This is a genomic window from Flavobacterium sp. N3904 (genome assembly GCF_025947305.1).
Lineage (GTDB): Bacteria > Bacteroidota > Bacteroidia > Flavobacteriales > Flavobacteriaceae > Flavobacterium.
The window spans coordinates 1790348-1809097 of the sequence record NZ_CP110009.1; the positions used below are offsets into that span (position 1 = coordinate 1790348).

Annotated in this window: 11 protein-coding genes; 3 read left to right on the top strand and 8 right to left on the bottom strand. The window is 33.5% G+C overall.

Annotated elements, in window-relative coordinates:
• Positions 1-6: 6 nt before the first annotated feature.
• Positions 7-588 (bottom strand): tRNA-(ms[2]io[6]A)-hydroxylase, encoded by a 582-nt coding sequence (locus OLM57_RS07365; protein ID WP_264566576.1) that lies wholly within the window; start codon positions 586-588, stop codon positions 7-9.
• A 109-nt stretch (positions 589-697) separates the two neighbouring features.
• Here OLM57_RS07365 and OLM57_RS07370 point away from each other — a divergent pair, with 109 nt between their 5' ends.
• Entirely contained in the window at positions 698-1942 is a 1245-nt protein-coding gene (locus tag OLM57_RS07370) for a glycosyltransferase (RefSeq protein ID WP_264566577.1), read from the top strand.
• Positions 1943-2020: 78 nt separating this feature from the next.
• On the opposite strand, the gene OLM57_RS07375 is transcribed toward OLM57_RS07370, so the two are convergent.
• The 6 genes from OLM57_RS07375 to porU all read right to left on the bottom strand — a co-directional run bounded on the left by OLM57_RS07375 (position 2021) and on the right by porU (position 12356).
• The gene (locus tag OLM57_RS07375; RefSeq protein WP_264566578.1) at positions 2021-3868 is read right to left on the bottom strand and encodes a hydrolase/aminopeptidase; all 1848 of its coding nucleotides are present in this window, start codon (positions 3866-3868) and stop codon (positions 2021-2023) included.
• A gap of 91 nt (positions 3869-3959) precedes the next feature.
• Positions 3960-5585 carry a pyruvate dehydrogenase complex dihydrolipoamide acetyltransferase gene (locus OLM57_RS07380; RefSeq protein WP_264566579.1) on the bottom strand — a complete coding sequence of 542 codons (1626 nt, stop codon included), beginning with the start codon at positions 5583-5585 and terminating at the stop codon, positions 3960-3962.
• A gap of 7 nt (positions 5586-5592) precedes the next feature.
• Positions 5593-6591 carry a pyruvate dehydrogenase (acetyl-transferring) E1 component subunit alpha gene (pdhA, locus tag OLM57_RS07385; protein ID WP_264566580.1) on the bottom strand — a complete coding sequence of 333 codons (999 nt, stop codon included), beginning with the start codon at positions 6589-6591 and terminating at the stop codon, positions 5593-5595.
• A 162-nt stretch (positions 6592-6753) separates the two neighbouring features.
• Entirely contained in the window at positions 6754-7236 is a 483-nt protein-coding gene (gene cdd / locus OLM57_RS07390) for a cytidine deaminase (RefSeq protein ID WP_264566581.1), read from the bottom strand.
• Between the two features lie 152 nt (positions 7237-7388).
• Positions 7389-8486 (bottom strand): type IX secretion system outer membrane channel protein PorV, encoded by a 1098-nt coding sequence (porV, locus tag OLM57_RS07395; protein ID WP_264566582.1) that lies wholly within the window; start codon positions 8484-8486, stop codon positions 7389-7391.
• A 39-nt stretch (positions 8487-8525) separates the two neighbouring features.
• Positions 8526-12356, bottom strand: a complete 3831-nt coding sequence (gene porU / locus OLM57_RS07400; RefSeq protein WP_264566583.1) for a type IX secretion system sortase PorU — start codon at positions 12354-12356, stop codon at positions 8526-8528.
• 215 nt (positions 12357-12571) lie between these two features.
• Here porU and gldJ point away from each other — a divergent pair, with 215 nt between their 5' ends.
• Positions 12572-14272, top strand: coding sequence for a gliding motility lipoprotein GldJ (gene gldJ, locus OLM57_RS07405; protein ID WP_264566584.1), 1701 nt, complete (start codon positions 12572-12574; stop codon positions 14270-14272).
• Positions 14273-14333: 61 nt separating this feature from the next.
• Positions 14334-15620 carry a UDP-N-acetylmuramoyl-tripeptide--D-alanyl-D-alanine ligase gene (locus OLM57_RS07410; protein WP_264566585.1) on the top strand — a complete coding sequence of 429 codons (1287 nt, stop codon included), beginning with the start codon at positions 14334-14336 and terminating at the stop codon, positions 15618-15620.
• Between the two features lie 41 nt (positions 15621-15661).
• On the opposite strand, the gene OLM57_RS07415 is transcribed toward OLM57_RS07410, so the two are convergent.
• Positions 15662-18535: a triple tyrosine motif-containing protein gene (locus OLM57_RS07415; protein ID WP_264566586.1), complete on the bottom strand. Its 2874-nt coding sequence runs from the start codon at positions 18533-18535 to the stop codon at positions 15662-15664.
• Positions 18536-18750 lie beyond the last annotated feature (215 nt).

The following is an 18750-nucleotide window of genomic DNA, read 5'->3' on the forward strand; positions in this document are numbered from 1 at the left end:
GTTTTATTAACCATGCACGGTTTCCTTTTTACCATAATTGATGATAATTGAGGTTTCAAAATCAATCCATTCCTGCCAGCGTTTATCAACATCAAAATTATCAACATATTTTCTGGCAAAGCCAAGAAAAGTGGTATAATGTCCCGCTTCAGAAATCATTAAATCACGGTAAAATTTGGCTAATTCAGGATCTTTTATATTTTCAGATAACACTTTGAAACGCTCGCAGCTTCGGGCTTCAATCATTGCCGAAAACAACAATCGATCTACTAATGCATCTTTACGGCTGCCATCTTTTTTCATGAATTTAAAAAGCTCATTCACATAATGATCTTTGCGTTCTCTCCCCAATGTCAATCCTTTTCTTTTTATCAAGTCATGAACCATTTGTAAATGATCTAATTCTTCTTTTGCAATGACTAACAGTTCTGTAACCAATTCTTCTAATTCTGAATTGTAGGTAATCAAACTTATGGCATTTGAAGCCGCTTTTTGTTCGCACCAAGCATGATCGGTCAATATTTCTTCAATATTGCTTTCTACTATGTTTACCCATCGAGGGTCTGTAACCAATTTTAATCCAAGCATAACAGGTGATATTTAGTCTTACAAAATTAGTATTTTCCTGTTGATTTTCAATTTAATTGATGCTTTAACCATCTAAATTGTATTATTTTGCAGCATTATTTTAATTCACATGAATCAAACTCAAAAGCTTTTAATCATTGGCACTGTATGGCCTGAACCGAATTCCTCTGCTGCTGGCGGTCGAATGTTACAATTAATTACTCAGTTTCAGCAACAAGGATTTACAATTACATTTGCAAGTCCAGCAATGGATAGTGATTATATGGTTGATTTAGCCTCATTAAATGTTGACAAACAATCAATTATTTTAAATTGTTCCAGTTTTGATGCTTTTGTAAAAAACCTAAATCCAGCTGTTGTTTTATTTGACCGATTTATGACGGAAGAGCAATTTGGTTGGCGTGTTGTCGAGAATTGTCCTGATACTTTGCGAATTTTGGACACCGAAGATTTGCATTGTTTGAGACTGGCAAGACAAAAAGCTTTTAAAGAGAAACGCGAATTTGTGCTTGTTGATTTATTTAAGGAAGATAGTGCCAAAAGAGAAATCGCCAGTATTTTGAGATGTGATTTGTCTTTGATAATATCCGAATTTGAAATGGATGTTTTGAAAACGACTTTTAAAATTGACGAAAAACTGCTTTACTATTTGCCCTTTTTATTAGAACCGATTTCGAGTGCAGCTTTTGAAAACCTTCCTTCTTTTGAAAAAAGAAAAGATTTTATTTTTATTGGGAATTTTTTGCATGAACCCAATTGGAATGCAGTCCAGTATCTAAAAGAAGCGATTTGGCCACTGCTGAGAAAACAATTGCCAGAAGCCCATTTAAATATTTATGGAGCCTATCCTTCCCAAAAAGTAATGCAATTGCATCAACCCAAAGAAGGTTTTTATATCAAAGGACGAGCGATTGACGCCAATGAGGGGGGTCAAAATGCAAGAGTTGTATTAGCTCCATTGCGTTTTGGGGCCGGTATAAAAGGAAAATTGATTGAAGCCATGCAATGTGGAACTCCCAGTATAACAACTGCTATTGGTGCCGAATCGATGCAAGGTGATTTACCTTGGAATGGTTTTGTAACAGATGATATAGGTGAATTCACAAATGCTGCTATGTCATTGTATCAAGATAAAAATCTTTGGCAGAAAGCGCAAGAAAACGGAATTGCGATTATCAATAATCGGTATTTGAAATCACTTTTCGAAAATGACTTTAGATCCAAAATTCAATTTTTACTTTCTAATTTAGAGCAACATCGTTTGAATAATTTTTTTGGTGCTTTGCTCCAACATCAAACTTTAAATAGCAGTAAATACATGTCGAAATGGATAGAAGCAAAAAATAGAATTTAAATAAAATCCCCTCAATTTCAAAAACTAGACGGGATTTGTATTTATAAACTAAGTTGTTTTGCTAGAATAGGAGTCTTTTTATTTTAACATCCCTTCAATATCCTGAACGGTTGTTAAATGATATCCTGATTTTGCCTTTTCAAAAATTTGTTTTGCCCAAGCTTTTCCTTCAGGTGTTTTTATCATTTCTTTGTAAAGTGTTTGCAAGGAGCCTGTTCTACTAGTAGCAATCATAAATTGCTCTATTGCAGGATAGGCAACAGTATAATTATGACGAATTGCGGGAACAAACCACTGACGCTTGATAACAAAGTTACCGCCTTTAGTAAAATTGAATTCCGCATCAATTTCGGCCATTTCTTTTGTAGAAATATCTTCAGGAAGATAATCTATGAAATGCTGTTTCTCATTGGTCGACTTAATTTTCTGGCTCAATCCTTTAACACCTGTTTTTCGCCAGTTTTTTTGAATGCTGTCTATTGCATTAAAATCTTCAGAATTAACCGTTGTGATATTTGATGGAACACCAGGATTATAAACCCATTCGGTTACCTTTATTTTATTGGCAAGAGCTTTGTCGTCTTTTATAAGATTTTCGTTCAAATAATCTACAAAATCTTCTGTAGTTATGGATTGAAAAGCGTGCGCATCAAAATAATTTTTAAGAAAAACATCAAACTTTTTACGCCCAACGGCCTGCTCTATTACTTTTAGAAAATCATATCCTTTTTCATAAGGAATATCGCTTAAGCCATCATCTGGATTTCTTCCGTTAGTATTTACTTTAAGTCGAGTGTCTGGATTCGTATTTCCAAATTCGGTTATGTTATCAAGTAAAACTTTACGGCTTAAAACGTCCTGCATTTTTGCTTCTTTCACTCCAAAAATTTCTTCACCGATTCTATGTTCGACATAAGTGGTAAAACCTTCATTCAGCCAAATATCATTCCAAGTAGCATTGGTTACTAAATTACCACTCCAACTGTGACCCAATTCATGGGCTAACAAACTAGTTAAAGAACGATCTCCCGCAATCACTCCGGGAGTTAAGAAAGTTAAGTTCGGATTTTCCATACCTCCATAAGGAAAACTCGGAGGAAGGACTAGTACATCGTATCTACCCCAACGATAAGGGCCGTATAGCTTTTCGGCAGCACTTACCATTTTTCCCAATTCTGCAAATTCCCAAGCCGCTTTGTTAAGCAATGAAGGTTCAGCATAAACCCCTGTTCGGTCATCAATAGCTTTAAACTTGATATCTCCAACGGCAATTGCCATTAAATAAGAAGGAATTGCTTTATCCTGTTTGAAAGTATAAATTCCTGTGTCGTTTTTTTGTTGCGGATTGACAGCGCTCATTACCGCCATCAAGTCTTTAGGCACGGTAACTTTTGCAGTATAGGTGAATCTTATTCCTGGAGAATCCTGACACGGAATCCAAGTACGAGACCAAATGCTTTCTCCCTGAGAAAAAAGGAATGGCTTCTTTTTATCGGCAGTTTGTTCCGGTAATAACCATTGTAGTGCAACGGCATCTTTGGTTGTATTGTAATAAATATTGACTTTTGTTGTATTGGGTTCAATTGTTATATGAAGTGGTCTTCCGTGAAATTTCACATCTTTTCCGAGTTCAAATTTTGTTTCTTTTTCATCGTCACCAAGCGTAACTTTAGTAATATTAAGTGTGTTTTCATCGAAAATAATTTCGTTGCCTTTGCTTCTATTATCAATTTGCCAAGAGGCTTTTCCCGAAATGGATTGGGATTCGAAATCGACTTTAATATCAAGATCCAAGTGCTTTACAACCGCTTGATTGGGTTTTGAGAAAGAATGTTCATCTTTGACGATTGTGGTTTTCTCGGCATTGTCTTTTTTCTGACAGGCAAAAACGGCAAAAAATAAAATAAGAAGGTGTATTTTTTTCATAGTATGAAACGTGAATTTTACGATTGTAAATAAAATAAAAAAATCCCGTTTGACGAATCAAAACGGGATTTAAATTATAAAAATAAATCTATTATGCCAGCATTGTAACTGGGTTTTCGATATATTGTTTTAATGTTTGTAAAAATTGAGCTCCTGTTGCACCATCGATTGTTCGGTGATCGCAAGCCAATGAAAGCATCATAATGTTTCCAACTACAATCTGTCCATTTTTGACTACTGGTTTTTCTACAATAGCACCTACAGAAAGGATAGCAGAATTTGGTTGGTTGATGATAGAGTTAAATTCAGTAATACCAAACATTCCAAGGTTCGAAACGGTGAAAGTACTTCCTTCCATTTCAGTAGGAAGTAATTTTTTGTTTTTGGCTCTTCCGGCAAGATCTCTTACACTCGCGCCAATTTGAGACAAACTCATAGCATCTGTAAATCGTAGAACAGGAACTACTAATCCGTCTTCAACAGCTACTGCTACTCCCACATTTACATGGTGATTGATGATGATAGCATCTTCTTTCCATTGTGAGTTAATTTTTGGATGTTTTTTCAATGTTAATGCGCAAGCTTTAATTACCATATCGTTGAAAGATACTTTTGTATCCGGAACGCTATTGATAATTGCTCTAGATTGCATTGCTTCGTCCATTGTTACTTCGATTACAAGATTGTAATGAGGTGCAGTAAACAATGATTCGGCCAAACGTTTCGCAATGATTTTACGCATTTGCGAATTTTTTATTTCTTCTGTAAAAATTTCACCTGCCGGTACAAATACTTTTGGAGCTTCTGTTTTTGCAGTTTCTGGAGCTTTTGATGTTGTTGTACTTGGTGCAGCAGTAGTTGATGGAGTAAAGTTTTCGATATCGCTTTTTACGATACGACCGTTTTCTCCCGATCCTTTTACTTGTGCTAATTGAATTCCTTTGTCACTCGCAATTTTTTTAGCTAATGGTGATGCTAAAATTCTTTTTCCATCGCTTACTGTTTCGATTACTTCATTAGATTCAGTTGCGGGAGCTTTGGTTTCTTCTTTTGCTACAGTAGCTGCTTGTGCAACTCCACCTGTTTTATAATTTTCAGCTATTCCGCTAATATCTGTTCCTGCAGGACCGATGATGGCCAAAAGACTATCTACCGGAGCTGTATTTCCTTCCTGGATTCCAATGTATAATAAAGTACCCTCATTGAAAGATTCGAATTCCATTGTTGCCTTATCAGTTTCGATTTCAGCAAGAATATCGCCTTCAACAACGTTGTCGCCAACTTTTTTCAACCATGTAGCCACAGTTCCTTCAGTCATAGTGTCGCTCAAACGAGGCATAGTTACTACGATTACGCCTTTTGGCAAAGCAGCTGCAGGAGCTGTTTTAGGCGCTTCTTCAGTTTTTGCTTCAGCTGGAGCTGATTCTGCAGCAACCGGAGCTGCCGATCCTCCAGCTATCAATGCCGAAACATCTTCACCTTCGTTTCCAATGATTGCCAATAAAGAATCTACTGGTGCAGTTTCTCCTTCTGGGATTCCAATATATAAAAGGGTTCCTTCATTGAAGGATTCAAATTCCATTGTTGCTTTGTCGGTTTCAATTTCAGCAAGGATATCACCTTCGCTTATTTTATCTCCTACTTTTTTAAGCCAAGCTGCTACCGTTCCTTCTGTCATAGTATCGCTCAAGCGAGGCATTGTTACAATTGTTGCCATAATTGATTTATAATTTATGAGGTGTGAATGGATAGTTTTCTTGGTCGTAGACTACGTCGTATAATTGTTGAATTTCTGGATAAGGAGATTCTTCTGCAAATTGAACACATTCTTCAACTAAAGCTTTTACTCTTTGGTCAATTACTTCAATTTCATCCTCATTAGCATATTTTTGATCTAATATTACATCTAATATTTGTGTAATTGGATCAATTTTTTTGTATTCTTCAACCTCGTCTTTTGAACGGTAAAGTTGTGCATCAGACATAGAATGTCCTCTGTAGCGGTACGTTTTCATTTCAAGGAAAGTTGGTCCATCGCCACGACGTGCTCTGTCAATTGCTTCGGTCATTGCTTCGGCAACTTTTACAGGATTCATACCATCAACAGGTCCACAGGGCATTTCATAGCCTAATCCTAATTTCCAAATATCAGTGTGATTTGCAGTTCTTTCTACTGAAGTTCCCATGGCATATCCATTGTTTTCAACGATAAAAACAACTGGAAGTTTCCATAACATTGCCATATTGAAAGCTTCATGCAATGAACCTTGGCGTGCTGCTCCATCTCCAAAATAAGTCATTGTTACACCACCAGTTCCGTTGTATTTGTCTCCAAATGCTAAACCAGCTCCCAATGGGATTTGTCCTCCAACAATTCCATGTCCTCCGTAAAAACGGTGCTCTTTAGAAAAAATATGCATTGATCCACCCATTCCTTTTGAGGTTCCGGTTGCTTTTCCCATAAGTTCTGCCATAATGCGTCTTGGGTCAACTCCCATACCAATAGGTTGTACGTGATTTCGGTATGCAGTAATCATTTTATCTTTTGTCAAATCCATAGCATGCAAAGCTCCTGCCAATACAGCTTCCTGACCATTATATAAGTGTAGAAAACCTCTAACTTTTTGTTGAATGTATAATGCTGCAAGTTTGTCTTCAAACTTTCTCCAAAGAAGCATGTCTTCATACCACTTTAAATAAACTTCTTTTGTAACTTCTTTCATTTGAATTAATTCTTTTGCTTAAGTGTTATTGTATTGTCAATTAGGACCTAGTAACGCAAAATAGTTTCCTCACCACAAATTTGCGCCCCAAAGGGATCGGGATGCAAAAATAAGACATTCCTACTAAGAACTAAAATATATATGCCAATTTTATTTTATTTTTTAAAGTAATTTTGTTTCGAACATAAATGGGAGAAGGTTTTTTAGTGAGGCAGATTTATATATTTGACCAATCTCACCCATAAAATAGATTTCTATTGGGGAACTTTGTCGAATTTCATATTCAGCTATTGATTGCCTGCATGAACCACACGGAGGCACTGGCGTATCGGTTAAGTTAATGTCTGAAGAAGCAGTAATGGCTATTTTTAGAATATGTGCTTCGGGATATATCGATCCAGCTTGAAATATTGCAACTCGTTCTGCACAAAGTCCAGATGGATAAGCCGCATTTTCTTGATTTGAGCCAAGTACAATTGCTCCATTATCTAATAGAATTGCACAACCAACTCTGAATTTTGAATAAGGAGCATAAGCATTTCTCTTGACTTCAATAGCCTTTTCCATTAAATCTTGAACTAAAGTTGGCAATTCTTGAATTGAATCATAAACTATGATTTCAGTTGTGATTTTGATATGTTTCATAAAGGATTGCGATTTACTTTTTAATTAAAGTATTTGATAAATTTAAAGGTATGCTTTATTTAGTTCAAAATGACTTGAAAACATAACGTATCAAATGAAAAAATCCAAATCTCATAAAGAAATTTGGATTTTTGATTTATAATTTTTAACAGTTAGTTATTTTCATATTTTTCTCCAAAATCAAATGTCAAAGAGAAACGCAAAGTATTTTCTAACGGATTCGGCACTTTGGACGCTGAGAATAGGTAAGATACATCAATTTTTACTGCGCTGTATTTAAATCCTGCTCCTAGAGAGAAAAATTCACTTGCTCCATAATTAGGATTTTCATAAAAATATCCAGCACGAAATGAAAATGAATCTTGATAAACATACTCTGAGCCAAGAGAATACGTTAATTCATTGGTATTGCCAAAAGACTGAAACATACCCTGAAACCATCCAATTGATTGATATTCGGCATAAGTTTCTGAATCTTCAGGAGAAGGAACTAATAATTTACTGATTTCTAAATTTACCGCTATCTTACTGTATTCATCCAATATAAAATCAAATCCACCACCTAATTTCATATTGGCAGGAAGGAAATTGGAGTTAAATTCGTCTCCATCATAGTTCACTTTAGGCCCCATATTCTGAAAATTAAATCCTGCTCTCCATCGCCCATTAAAATCACTGTAAGCTATTTCGTCTGACTGATAATAACCTGCAACGTCTACTGCAAAACTGCTTGCAGATGATGAATCATTATTTAAGGAAGGTACTTTTAGATTAGAATTGATATAACGACCAGCAACCGCCATCGAGAATTTTTCGCTTAATTTTAGGGAATACGAAAGATCAAAAGCAAATTCATTTGGGGATACTATCTGAGGTTCACTATTATAATCTTCTCTTAATTCAATGTCACCTAAACCAAAATAACGAAAACTGGCACCAAAAGCACTTTTGTCACTATATTTATTAAAGTATGTTAATTGGCCTAATGAAATATCGTTTGCCAACTCCGTCAAATAAGGGGTATAGCTTACCGAAAATCCCTGTTGGTCTGTAGCAAAAGCATATTTTGCTGGGTTCCATTGTTGCGAAAAAGCATCTGCTGACGTAGCAACACCATTGTCTGCCATACCTGCAGCCCTAGCATCTGCGGCGACCAAAAGGAAGGGGACAGCTGTAGTTGTGACAATTTCTTGTGCATTGATATAATTAAAACCATATAAAAATGTAAGTAATAGAACTGCTTTTTTCATTATTTTAAAAAATTAATTTGAGGTAAATATACTATATTATTAAAGAATCACAAGTTTTTCATATTTTTCAGCCCGTTTATTGGTTAGGATCGATTTTACCGTTAGTTTGTAAACATATACGCCTTTTCCAATTTTATTTCCAAAATCATCTCTAGTATCCCAAGATAGATCTCTAGATAAAAAACCGGCTGTAGAAATAGTTTGATTTTTGGTCCAAACCACTTTTCCGGTGATTGTTAATACTTGAATTTGAACTTCCAAAGGCTCATTTGGTTTATTATGCGTAAACCAAAATTCAGTGTAATTTACACAAGGATTCGGGTAGTTCAAAACATTTGTTAGTGTTATATTTTCATTTCCAACAACTAAAAACTGAATTTCTGTAGTGGTTGAATTATTATATACATCCCAAACCGTAAATGTTACCGTGTGCAAGCCAATTTTTAAATTTCTAAAGGGAAAATGAAGTTCACCTTTAGTAAAATTATCCAGCTCTGTTTGGTAATAATCATTCAGGATAAAAGGATTGCTAACGTCGCCATCCAAAACAGCAACAATATCATGACCAATTCCCCCAGCTGTATTTATACCACTTTCATCCTCCATGAATGCAATAAAAACGGGAGATTCATTTGTTATACCACCTGACACGAATGTCTCATCATTCATATATAACTTCACTTTCGGACTTATATTGTCTGCTGCGGCATTTTCATTTAAACCTCCTACTTTTATTACTGAATTATAACCAGTTACATCTTCTAGTGCGTTATTTTTCTTGGCATAAAAGCTTATTTTTCCGTTGTCTAATGGGATGCGAATATCTTTGGATACAATAAAACTATATTCAAATTTGCCATCGGTGACTGTTGCATTCCCTCTGAAAATTGCTTCTCCTAAAGTAGTGAAACTCATAGGGGGGCTAAAGCCGTCATTGTTTAAGGTAGTTTTAGTTGATGTTTTGTCAAATAGTATAGTAGCCAATACTCCGTTGAACGTGTTAATTGGAATGTCATTTTCGTCGGTTATTTGCCCCGTTACCTTCATTTTCGCCAATGACTTGAAGTCGGGAATAGTTTGGTTGACTGGGACATCATTTACTTTTGTCAATATAACTTTTGGTTTTGGAATAGCAAGAACTAATGCAGGATCACCTAGATACAACACAACATTGGTTGCTGAATTTGGGTTTTCATTTTTAGACAAGCGTAATGCTTCTGCTGCAGATACGTATTGATTTGAACCGTAAGACAAAAGGTTTTTGGTAAATACATCATTGAAATTTTCGGCACTAAATTGCCCTATCGAACGAATTGTGGTGACTAATGAAATCGCTCCTCCTTTTGGATTCCAATAAATATATTCTCCAGCTGTTGGGCGTGTTGGGTTGTCAAATCTTGAAAATTCGCAAGTGATTGTTATAAATAATGGATATTTGTATTGATTGCTTACATTTTGGCTATCAGATTTATCCCAAATGCGCTCACTCGACAATCCGTCTTCACCACCATGTCCCAAATAGTTAAAAACGAGCGCCCCTTTTTCAAATTCATTATAAAAATCTGATTTGGCTTTAGGATATCGCGATCCGCCAGCGGACGCTTCTTGAGTATAGGAGTCTAGAAATATTTTGGATACATTTATAAAAGGTTTCTGCAACGTTATTTCATCTGCCAATGCATTTTGTCTTGATTGTAATGATGCATCCGATGCTTTGTCAGAATCATCGGCAAGTGTTACATAATTGTTTCTCCAACTGCCGTATGATTTTTTGTCATAGTATTCAATAACTTTATTGACCATTTCATCTGCTTGTGTTGTATTGTTAATCAACATTCGGCCAACGGCAATGTCAATTCCGCCATAATTATAAACAATATTGCCTTCGGAATCATCCATTAGACCATAAAAATCATCCGATGCAAATGAAGCTTCACCAATCGTATTGCTTACCAAAGATTCGTAAATGGGAACAATGTTTGAATTGTTTGGGGTTCTTTTTTTATAGTCATACGACGCATCTCCAAAAAGATTGACATATTGAATTTTTTTATCAACAGATGACGCATTATCATATATGTATTTTATGCAATTTCTTATAGCTGAAATGTCTTGTTTGCCTGATGAGAATTCCTGATAAATAGATTCCAATGTTAAGACTTTGACATTTAGATTAGAATTTAAACGATGAAAAGTGGCTAGTTTATCAGCCTGAATTTTTAAAAATTCGGGTGTAATAATAACATAATCCACATCTTGAAACTGACCTTGTGTATTTTTGAAAACTGTTCCTTTTATATTTGTATTCTGGATTTTTGATTTTGCTTCCTTTAAAGGGGAATAATAATCGTTAGGGTCGATAGCAATATATTTTTTTAGTTCTCCGAGGTTTGCTTTGAATGAAAACACACTTTGATTGCTGTTTTCAGTTTTAGAAACATTATAGATATCGGTTATATCCCAGATTTGAGAAATCGCAGTCGCATTATTTATTGTATAACTTACTATGCCGAGGCTGGAACTTGACAAATCATATTGAAAAGGAAATTGCTTTCCGTAACCTTGTAGTTTGCTTTTTGCAATTAATCGTATATAATCCAGATATCCTTTTGAGCCGGGGACACCATTGTTATTGTAAGACAATTTTATTTTTACATTTGCCGAAGCTGATAATGTAGTAGTAGAAGGTAAGTTTCCTGAAAAATACTGAATATCCGAGTTTGTATTCAGAGCTGCAAAAGTAATGTTTCCTAGATCCTGGCTGTTTGCCAAAACTTTAAAGCTAGTAGGAGTATAGGCAGCTGAAGCTAGTGTGATATTCAGTTTTATAGGTGTGGAATTATCAATGTTGGGAAAGTCAAATGAAAATTCCTGATCTTGCGTAATATCAAAAGTTTCACCAAACCATTGTCTGCCAACTTTAGCAATATTTACATTGTCAATTTCGTGAAATTGATAATCATCAAAGGAAGTTAGATTTAAAGTACTTGAACCCGAAGGTTGTGGCATATCAACTATTCTTTTGCCATTGTCACCCTGAATAGTTACATAATAATAGGACTTAGAGTCGTATAAGTTTAAATTAGTTTGGCTCTCTACATTCCAATTGTCAATTCCTTCACCATAAAACAAAATGTAATCTTCATTATTAAATGTACCGTCGTTTTCTCCTTGAATTTGAATGGCATTTTCGGTTAAATCTGAAGGGTAGTATATACTGTTTGAAAGCGGAAGCATTTTTCCTCCATTGCCATATATTTTAATTTTTTTAGGATCAACTCCGTTGAGATTTAATCCAAGCTGTTGCAGAAAATCTTTAGAAATTTTATAAACACCAGATTTTTCAATATAAAAGCGATACCATTCGCCACTTGCCAGAACAGAGTTGGTTATTGCAGTGGTATTTTTTGCGCTTGCGAATTTTTTTGTAGAGCCGTAATTGATACTATAGGAAAAAGATTTTATTCTTTTGTATCCGGATTGGTCCTTTATTATCGGTGAGAGTTTTAAGAAAGATTGTTTTAAATTCCTTGAATCAACAGAATTTAGCGAAGGATTTAAAGTAGTTGGCAGGGCAACAAGGTTTAAATTGCCTAATTGAGAAAGGGTAACAGGTTCGTAAACGGCATTTGAAATTTGCAGGCTGTTTTCATCTAATGCGGCTTGTGTATTTAGGTTCAGATTGTAATACAATAGTTTTTGATTTGTATTATAATAATAACTGTTGCCTTTAAATTGTGGGATTTGAATTTTAGAATTACCAAAAGTCATTTCAGTTTTTTCCAGCCACTCTATTGAAACATCTCCTTTTAATTGAGCAAAAGTGATAAAAGGGAATAGTAATACAAAGGAAAAGAAAAGATTTCTCATGAAAATAGTTAATGTGTTGTGGGGGAAATAATTGCTAAAATTAAGTAAAAAATATTAAATATCTTTTTTGTTGTTTTTTGTAATAAAAAATATATTTTTGCGTTTTGATAATATCATAAAAAAACATTAAAAAATTAAGTTGTAAAATGGTTTTGTGTTTTAATGGTTAATTATTACATTGCACCACCTAAATTAATTATTACCTACTAGAAAGTATGAAAGTAAATAAAATTATAGCCTTAAGGATAATGTTGTCAGTGACATTAGTAGCAGGTTTAGCTAGTTGTAGCAAAAAGTCTAATTCTAATAGTACCTCTAGAGGAACAGGATGGAATGTGAGTAGTTCAAAAGGTGGTTTTAGTAATGCTGCAAGTAAAACTCAAGAAACTGGACCTGGATTAGTATTTGTTGAAGGTGGTACCTTTACAAAAGGGCTAGTTCAAGATGATGTTATGCATGATTGGAATAACATTCCAACGCAACAACACGTTATGTCATTCTATATGGATGAAACTGAAGTTACAAACTTAATGTACTTAGAGTACTTAGAATGGCTTAAAAAAGTATATCCACCAACTGAAGAGAATTACAAAAACATTTATGAAGGTGCTTCCCCAGATACTTTAGTTTGGAGAAACAGGTTGGGGTATAATGAAACCATGACTAATAACTATTTAAGACATCCTGCTTATGCAAACTATCCTGTTGTTGGTGTAAACTGGGTTCAAGCAGTAGAATTTAGTAGATGGAGAACGGACCGTGTAAATGAAGCAGTTTTGGAAAAAAACGGTTTTCTTAAAAAGAATGCAAAATCACTAGATGTTTCAGCTGAAAGTACTTTTAGTACAGAAACTTATCTGACAGCGCCAACTCTTACATATGGTGGTAACGAAGAAATTGTATTAAAAGGAGCTAGTAAAAGCGGTAAAAAAGGCCCTAAACCGGATAAAGACGGTAAGGTAACTGAAGAAAAAAATGTTTATGCTCAAAGATCAACCGGGATACTTTTGCCAGAGTACAGACTTCCAACAGAATCTGAGTGGGAATATGCAGCAGCAGCAGATGTTGGACAAAGAGAATATAATATTTATAAAGGACAAAAGAAATATCCTTGGTCTGGAAGTTATACCCGTTCAGGAAAACGTTCTAACAAAGGATTTCAATTAGCCAATTTCAAACAAGGAAATGGTGATTATGGTGGAATTGCCGGATGGTCTGATGATGGTGCAGATATTACAAATGCTGTAAAAAGTTATCCTGCAAATGATTTTGGGTTATATGATATGGCAGGTAACGTTGCAGAATGGGTTGCTGATGTTTACAGACCAATTGTTGATATAGAAACAAATGATTTCAATTATTTTAGAGGAAATATTTACACCAAAAATAAAATTGGAAAAGACGGAAAAATAGATATTATTACAGGTAAAAACATTGTGTATGATACCTTAAGTAATGGTAAGTTGGTAGCTGTATATTTACCTGGCGAAATTGCTCAGGTTCCTGTTGATGATAATGAAACTTATTTAAGACAAAATTTCAGTACAAGTGATAACATCAACTATAGAGATGGAGACAAACAATCTTCAAAATATTATAAATTTGGTGGTGCTGATGCAGATAAAGGAAAAATGTCTGAGAAAGAAACCATGTATAATGCGCCAAAGAATAATATCAAAATTGATAGCTTAGGGAATTTGGAAAGAAAATATGACAAATCAAACAAGAGAACTACAATGATAAACGATGCAGTAAGAGTTTATAAAGGAGGTTCTTGGAGAGATAGAGCTTATTGGTTGGATCCTGCCCAAAGAAGGTATTTTCCTCAAGATATGGCAACTGATTATATTGGTTTTAGATGTGCAATGTCAAGAGTTGGTTCTAAAGCAAATACAAAAAAATCACCTAGAAATTAATTTTTTACATAATTCAGAATAAAAGCCCTCTTTAGGGCTTTTATTTTTTAAACTATTTTTTATGGATATTAAATTCATTCATAATTTGTTTTTGAAATGCAATTCTATTTCAATTGACACACGTAAAATTGAAGTAAATTCTTTTTTTATAGCCATAAAAGGAGATAATTTCGATGCAAATACATTTGCAAATGAAGCTTTGGAAAAGGGGGCCTCTTATGTTCTGTTAGACAATAAAGAGTATTATATTGATGAAAGGACAATTATTGTAGAGGATAGTTTAAAGGCTTTGCAAGAGCTAGCAAAATATCATAGAGATTATTTGGGATTGCCTATAATTGCCTTGACAGGAAGTAACGGAAAAACTACTACAAAAGAATTGATCAATGTAGTGCTTTCTAAAAAATTTAAAACAAAAGCTACTGTTGGGAATCTAAACAACCATATTGGGGTACCATTGACAATTTTGTCATTTACTGAAAATACTGAAATAGGTATTGTCGAGATGGGAGCTAATCATAAAAAAGAAATTGAATTCCTTTGTGAAATTGCTAAGCCTGATTATGGATATATAACCAATTTTGGCAAAGCGCATTTGGAAGGTTTTGGAGGAGTAGAGGGCGTTATTGAGGGGAAAAGCGAAATGTATCACTACCTTTTTGACAATAATAAAATGGCTTTTGTGAATTTGGAAGATCCAATTCAAGTTGTCAAATCCCATGCTTTGAAATCCTATTCTTTTGGATTAAACAAAGTAAATGCACATGTTGTGATTAAAAAAATTGAAGCCAATCCTTTTGTCATTATATCGTATTCTGAACAAATTATCTCAACTCATTTAATAGGGTTGTATAATGCAAACAATATTAATGCAGCCATAGCGATAGGAACTTATTTTGGCGTTGATAATACAGATATAAAAGACGCATTAGAAAGTTATATTCCTGAAAATAACAGGTCACAATTGATTGTCAGAGGCACAAATGAAATTATTTTGGATGCTTATAATGCTAATCCGAGCAGCATGAAAGTGGCCATTGAAAATTTTATTCTTTTGGATAAAAAAAATAAAATAGCTTTTCTAGGTGATATGTTTGAATTGGGAGAAGAAAGTCTGGAAGAACACAAGTACATCGTTGGTTTGCTTCAAAACAGAAAAGATATTAAATGTTATTTTATCGGAAAAGATTTTTTTCAAAATAAAGTTAATAGCTCAAGCTGCTTATTTTTTGACTCTTTCGATTCGTTTTCTCTTTCGATTAAAGGTATAGATTTTGATCACAATATGATTCTTATCAAGGGTTCGAGAGGAATGGCTTTGGAACGAACATTAGAGTTTATAAAGTAAAATTTAAAAGCTCCTTCTAGACTGAACTGAAGGAGCTTTTTTTATTTGATGGTCATTAAATAGCCAATAAGATTTTCTTTTTTATTTAATTCTAATTTTTTTCGCAACCTATATCTTGCTAATTCTACTCCTCCTGTTGAAATATTCATGAATTCTGCTATTTCTTTGGTTGACATGTTCATCAATAAATATGTTGATAAATCCATTTCTCGTGGGGAAATTGTTGGGTGTTTTTCTTTTAATTTTTTAAGGAAATCAAAATGGACATTTTTTAAGTGTTTTTCGAGATCTTTCCAACTTTTATCGGTATGTACCTCTTTTGTTATGCTTTTGTTTAATTTTATAAATTGAGTTTTGGTATCTTCATCAAAAGTATTACTGTTTATATCTTTTAATTTGTGAATAATTCCGTTTAATATTTTATTTTTTTTAACCACTTGTAAAGTGTTGTTAACCAATTCTTTGTCTTTGGAGAGAATTTTGATTTGGAGTTTTTCATTTTCCAATTTTTCTATTTCTTTTTCCAATTCATATTGGTCTTGTTTTATTTTCGTCTCTTTTTCTAAATAGAGCCTTCTTTGTTCAATTGTTTCAATGTACTTATTTTGTCTTATTTTCATTTTTATTCGTAGTCGGATATAATAAATTATGCCTGCGACCATCAATAAGTATATAAAATACGCCACAGAATGTCTGTACCAAGGAGGATATATTCTGAAATTTACTGTAGATATATCAGATTCTATTCCGGAACTGTTTTTTACTTTGACCTTCATGATATAATTTCCTTCTTTCAGATTGGTATACTCTTTTATTGTGCTGTTGGACCATGGACTCCAATTTTCATCAAATCCTTCCAGTTGGTAAGCGTACTCAAGATTTTCTAAATTTTCATAAGAGGGCGATGAAAAAGAAAATTTTACCTGATTGGAAGCATAAGACAATTTATAATCTTCCTTTTTATTGTTCCCATTGGCAAGATGTATAGTGTCTTCAGGGAATGAAAAACTTCTGATGAAAGCTTTGGGTTTTAATATTGTATTATTTTCGATAGTAGAATCATAGTGTGCTAAACCGTCTGTTAAACCTATAAAAGTATTATTGGAGTCAATGGTATTTATAGAAACAAAATTGGCTACCAAATTTCCAGTTAAGTTCGATAAAGGAGCTTGTATTGACTTGTATTTGTCACCTTCAATTTTCATTAATACTCCAATAGATTCGTTAAATACGTACCAGAGGTTTCCATTTGCATCAACTGTTAGTTCATTTATTTTAGGAATAGGAGCGAATACTTTCGTTAGAATTTTGTCTTCAATATATGCATCTTGTGTTGTTGAATAAGTATAAAAAATATTGTTGGACTGAAAATATACTTTGTTATTTATTTTTTGAAGACTACCAATTCCTGGATTTTGTTCTGTAAACTGGGTATATGTTTTGATTGAGTTTACTTTTTTTAAATCGTTACTCAATGTAATCTGATACATGTTTGCATCTTTTTTTAGCCATAAAAAATTTTCATCAACTTCGAATGAACTGGAGGATTTGTCAATACCTTCTAATTTATTTCTAAATTTTATTCCAGAACTGGTCTTTTCAAAAATTGAAAAGCCATTATAACTTGATCCAATAAAAAAATGCGGATGATTGGGGATTGTTTTGAACCCAAAGTATCCTTTTGGATCAATATTTTCAATCATTTTGCCATTATCCAGCTGTAAAGCGCCTTTGTTACTCGCACATATAAGATTACCATCAATCACTTGTACATTCCATGCTTGAGCAGTTGTTCCTTCTACAAGTTTGAATGAGCCCTCCTTAAAATTGGTGTTCCAAGGGTGATAAAAGACTCCTTGATTTGTGGCAACATATAAATTTCCTTTGTAAACAACAGAAGAATATACAGTTCCTAAATTAAAGCTAAATCCAAAATAAGTAAGAAATGAATTTTCATTTACATAGGCTATCCCATTATCTAATCCCAACCACAGGTTGTTGTTATTGTCAATAAATGAACTAAGGACAGTATTGTTTTGAAGACCTTTGCTGCGATTAATATGTTGAATAATATTTCCATTTAAGTCACAAACAATAACCCCATCTAGTACGGAGTTGATTACTATATAATTTTTTTTGTAAAGGATACAGCCTAATGAGCCATTTTTTTTGATAAATGCATTGGCTTCTGTGTTCCAAGGCAGGACTTTGTTATTTTCCAATATGAACAATCCTTTGTCTAAAGTAGTAGACAAAATTTTATTATTATCTAAAGCAACCATTCCCCAAATTTCAGATTGATTCAAGCTATTTGATCCTTTGAGGAGCATAAGTTTTCCGTTTTTGTATTCCATTATCCCTGAAAAGATATCTTGAACAAATAATCTCGAGTTGGCTATAAACGAGAATTGAAATCTTTTGGGAGCATTAATGATTCTGATTTTATTGTTTTTGTAGATGTATAGCCCATCAAAGGATTGAAAAATAACTTCGTCTTTATAAAGATGTATTTTCCAGATAAAATCCATTCTGTTCAATGTTTTTTTATTCAATAAACTGGAAATGGAAAAATATTCCAATTTGCCTTTTGAATTAGCTTTGAAATAGCCAAACTCATTATAACAGCCCACGTATATTTTTCCTAAAGGGTCAATTTTTAGGCATTTAATTGCATTCGAATTGTTGGCTTTGTATTTGTTCCAGGTAGTGCCATCAAATTGTAAAAGACCATCATTGTTTCCAAAATACACATTTCCATTTTTATCCTGGTTAATATCCCAGTTTTGAGTTCCTCCTTTATATTCTATTCTGCTATAATTTTTTATATGTGGCAAACCTATTTTTTTGACCTGACTTATTATATTATTGGACGAGTTAAGACAGATAAGCAGTAAAAAGAGTTTAAATATTTTCATAAAACAAGTAATTATAAGTGTCGTTATTTTTTTTAAGGAAAATTCTTTTGCCTTGAATTATTGGGCTTTACAATTGATTTCAAGCTAAAGTATCGCTTTTATCATAAATGTAGTGGTTTTTTTAAAATTTATTTTTATGAAATAAAGATTTTATTTTTTTAAATAATTAAAAATCAAATATTTAAAAAAAATATGATGTGTTTTTGTAATACGAC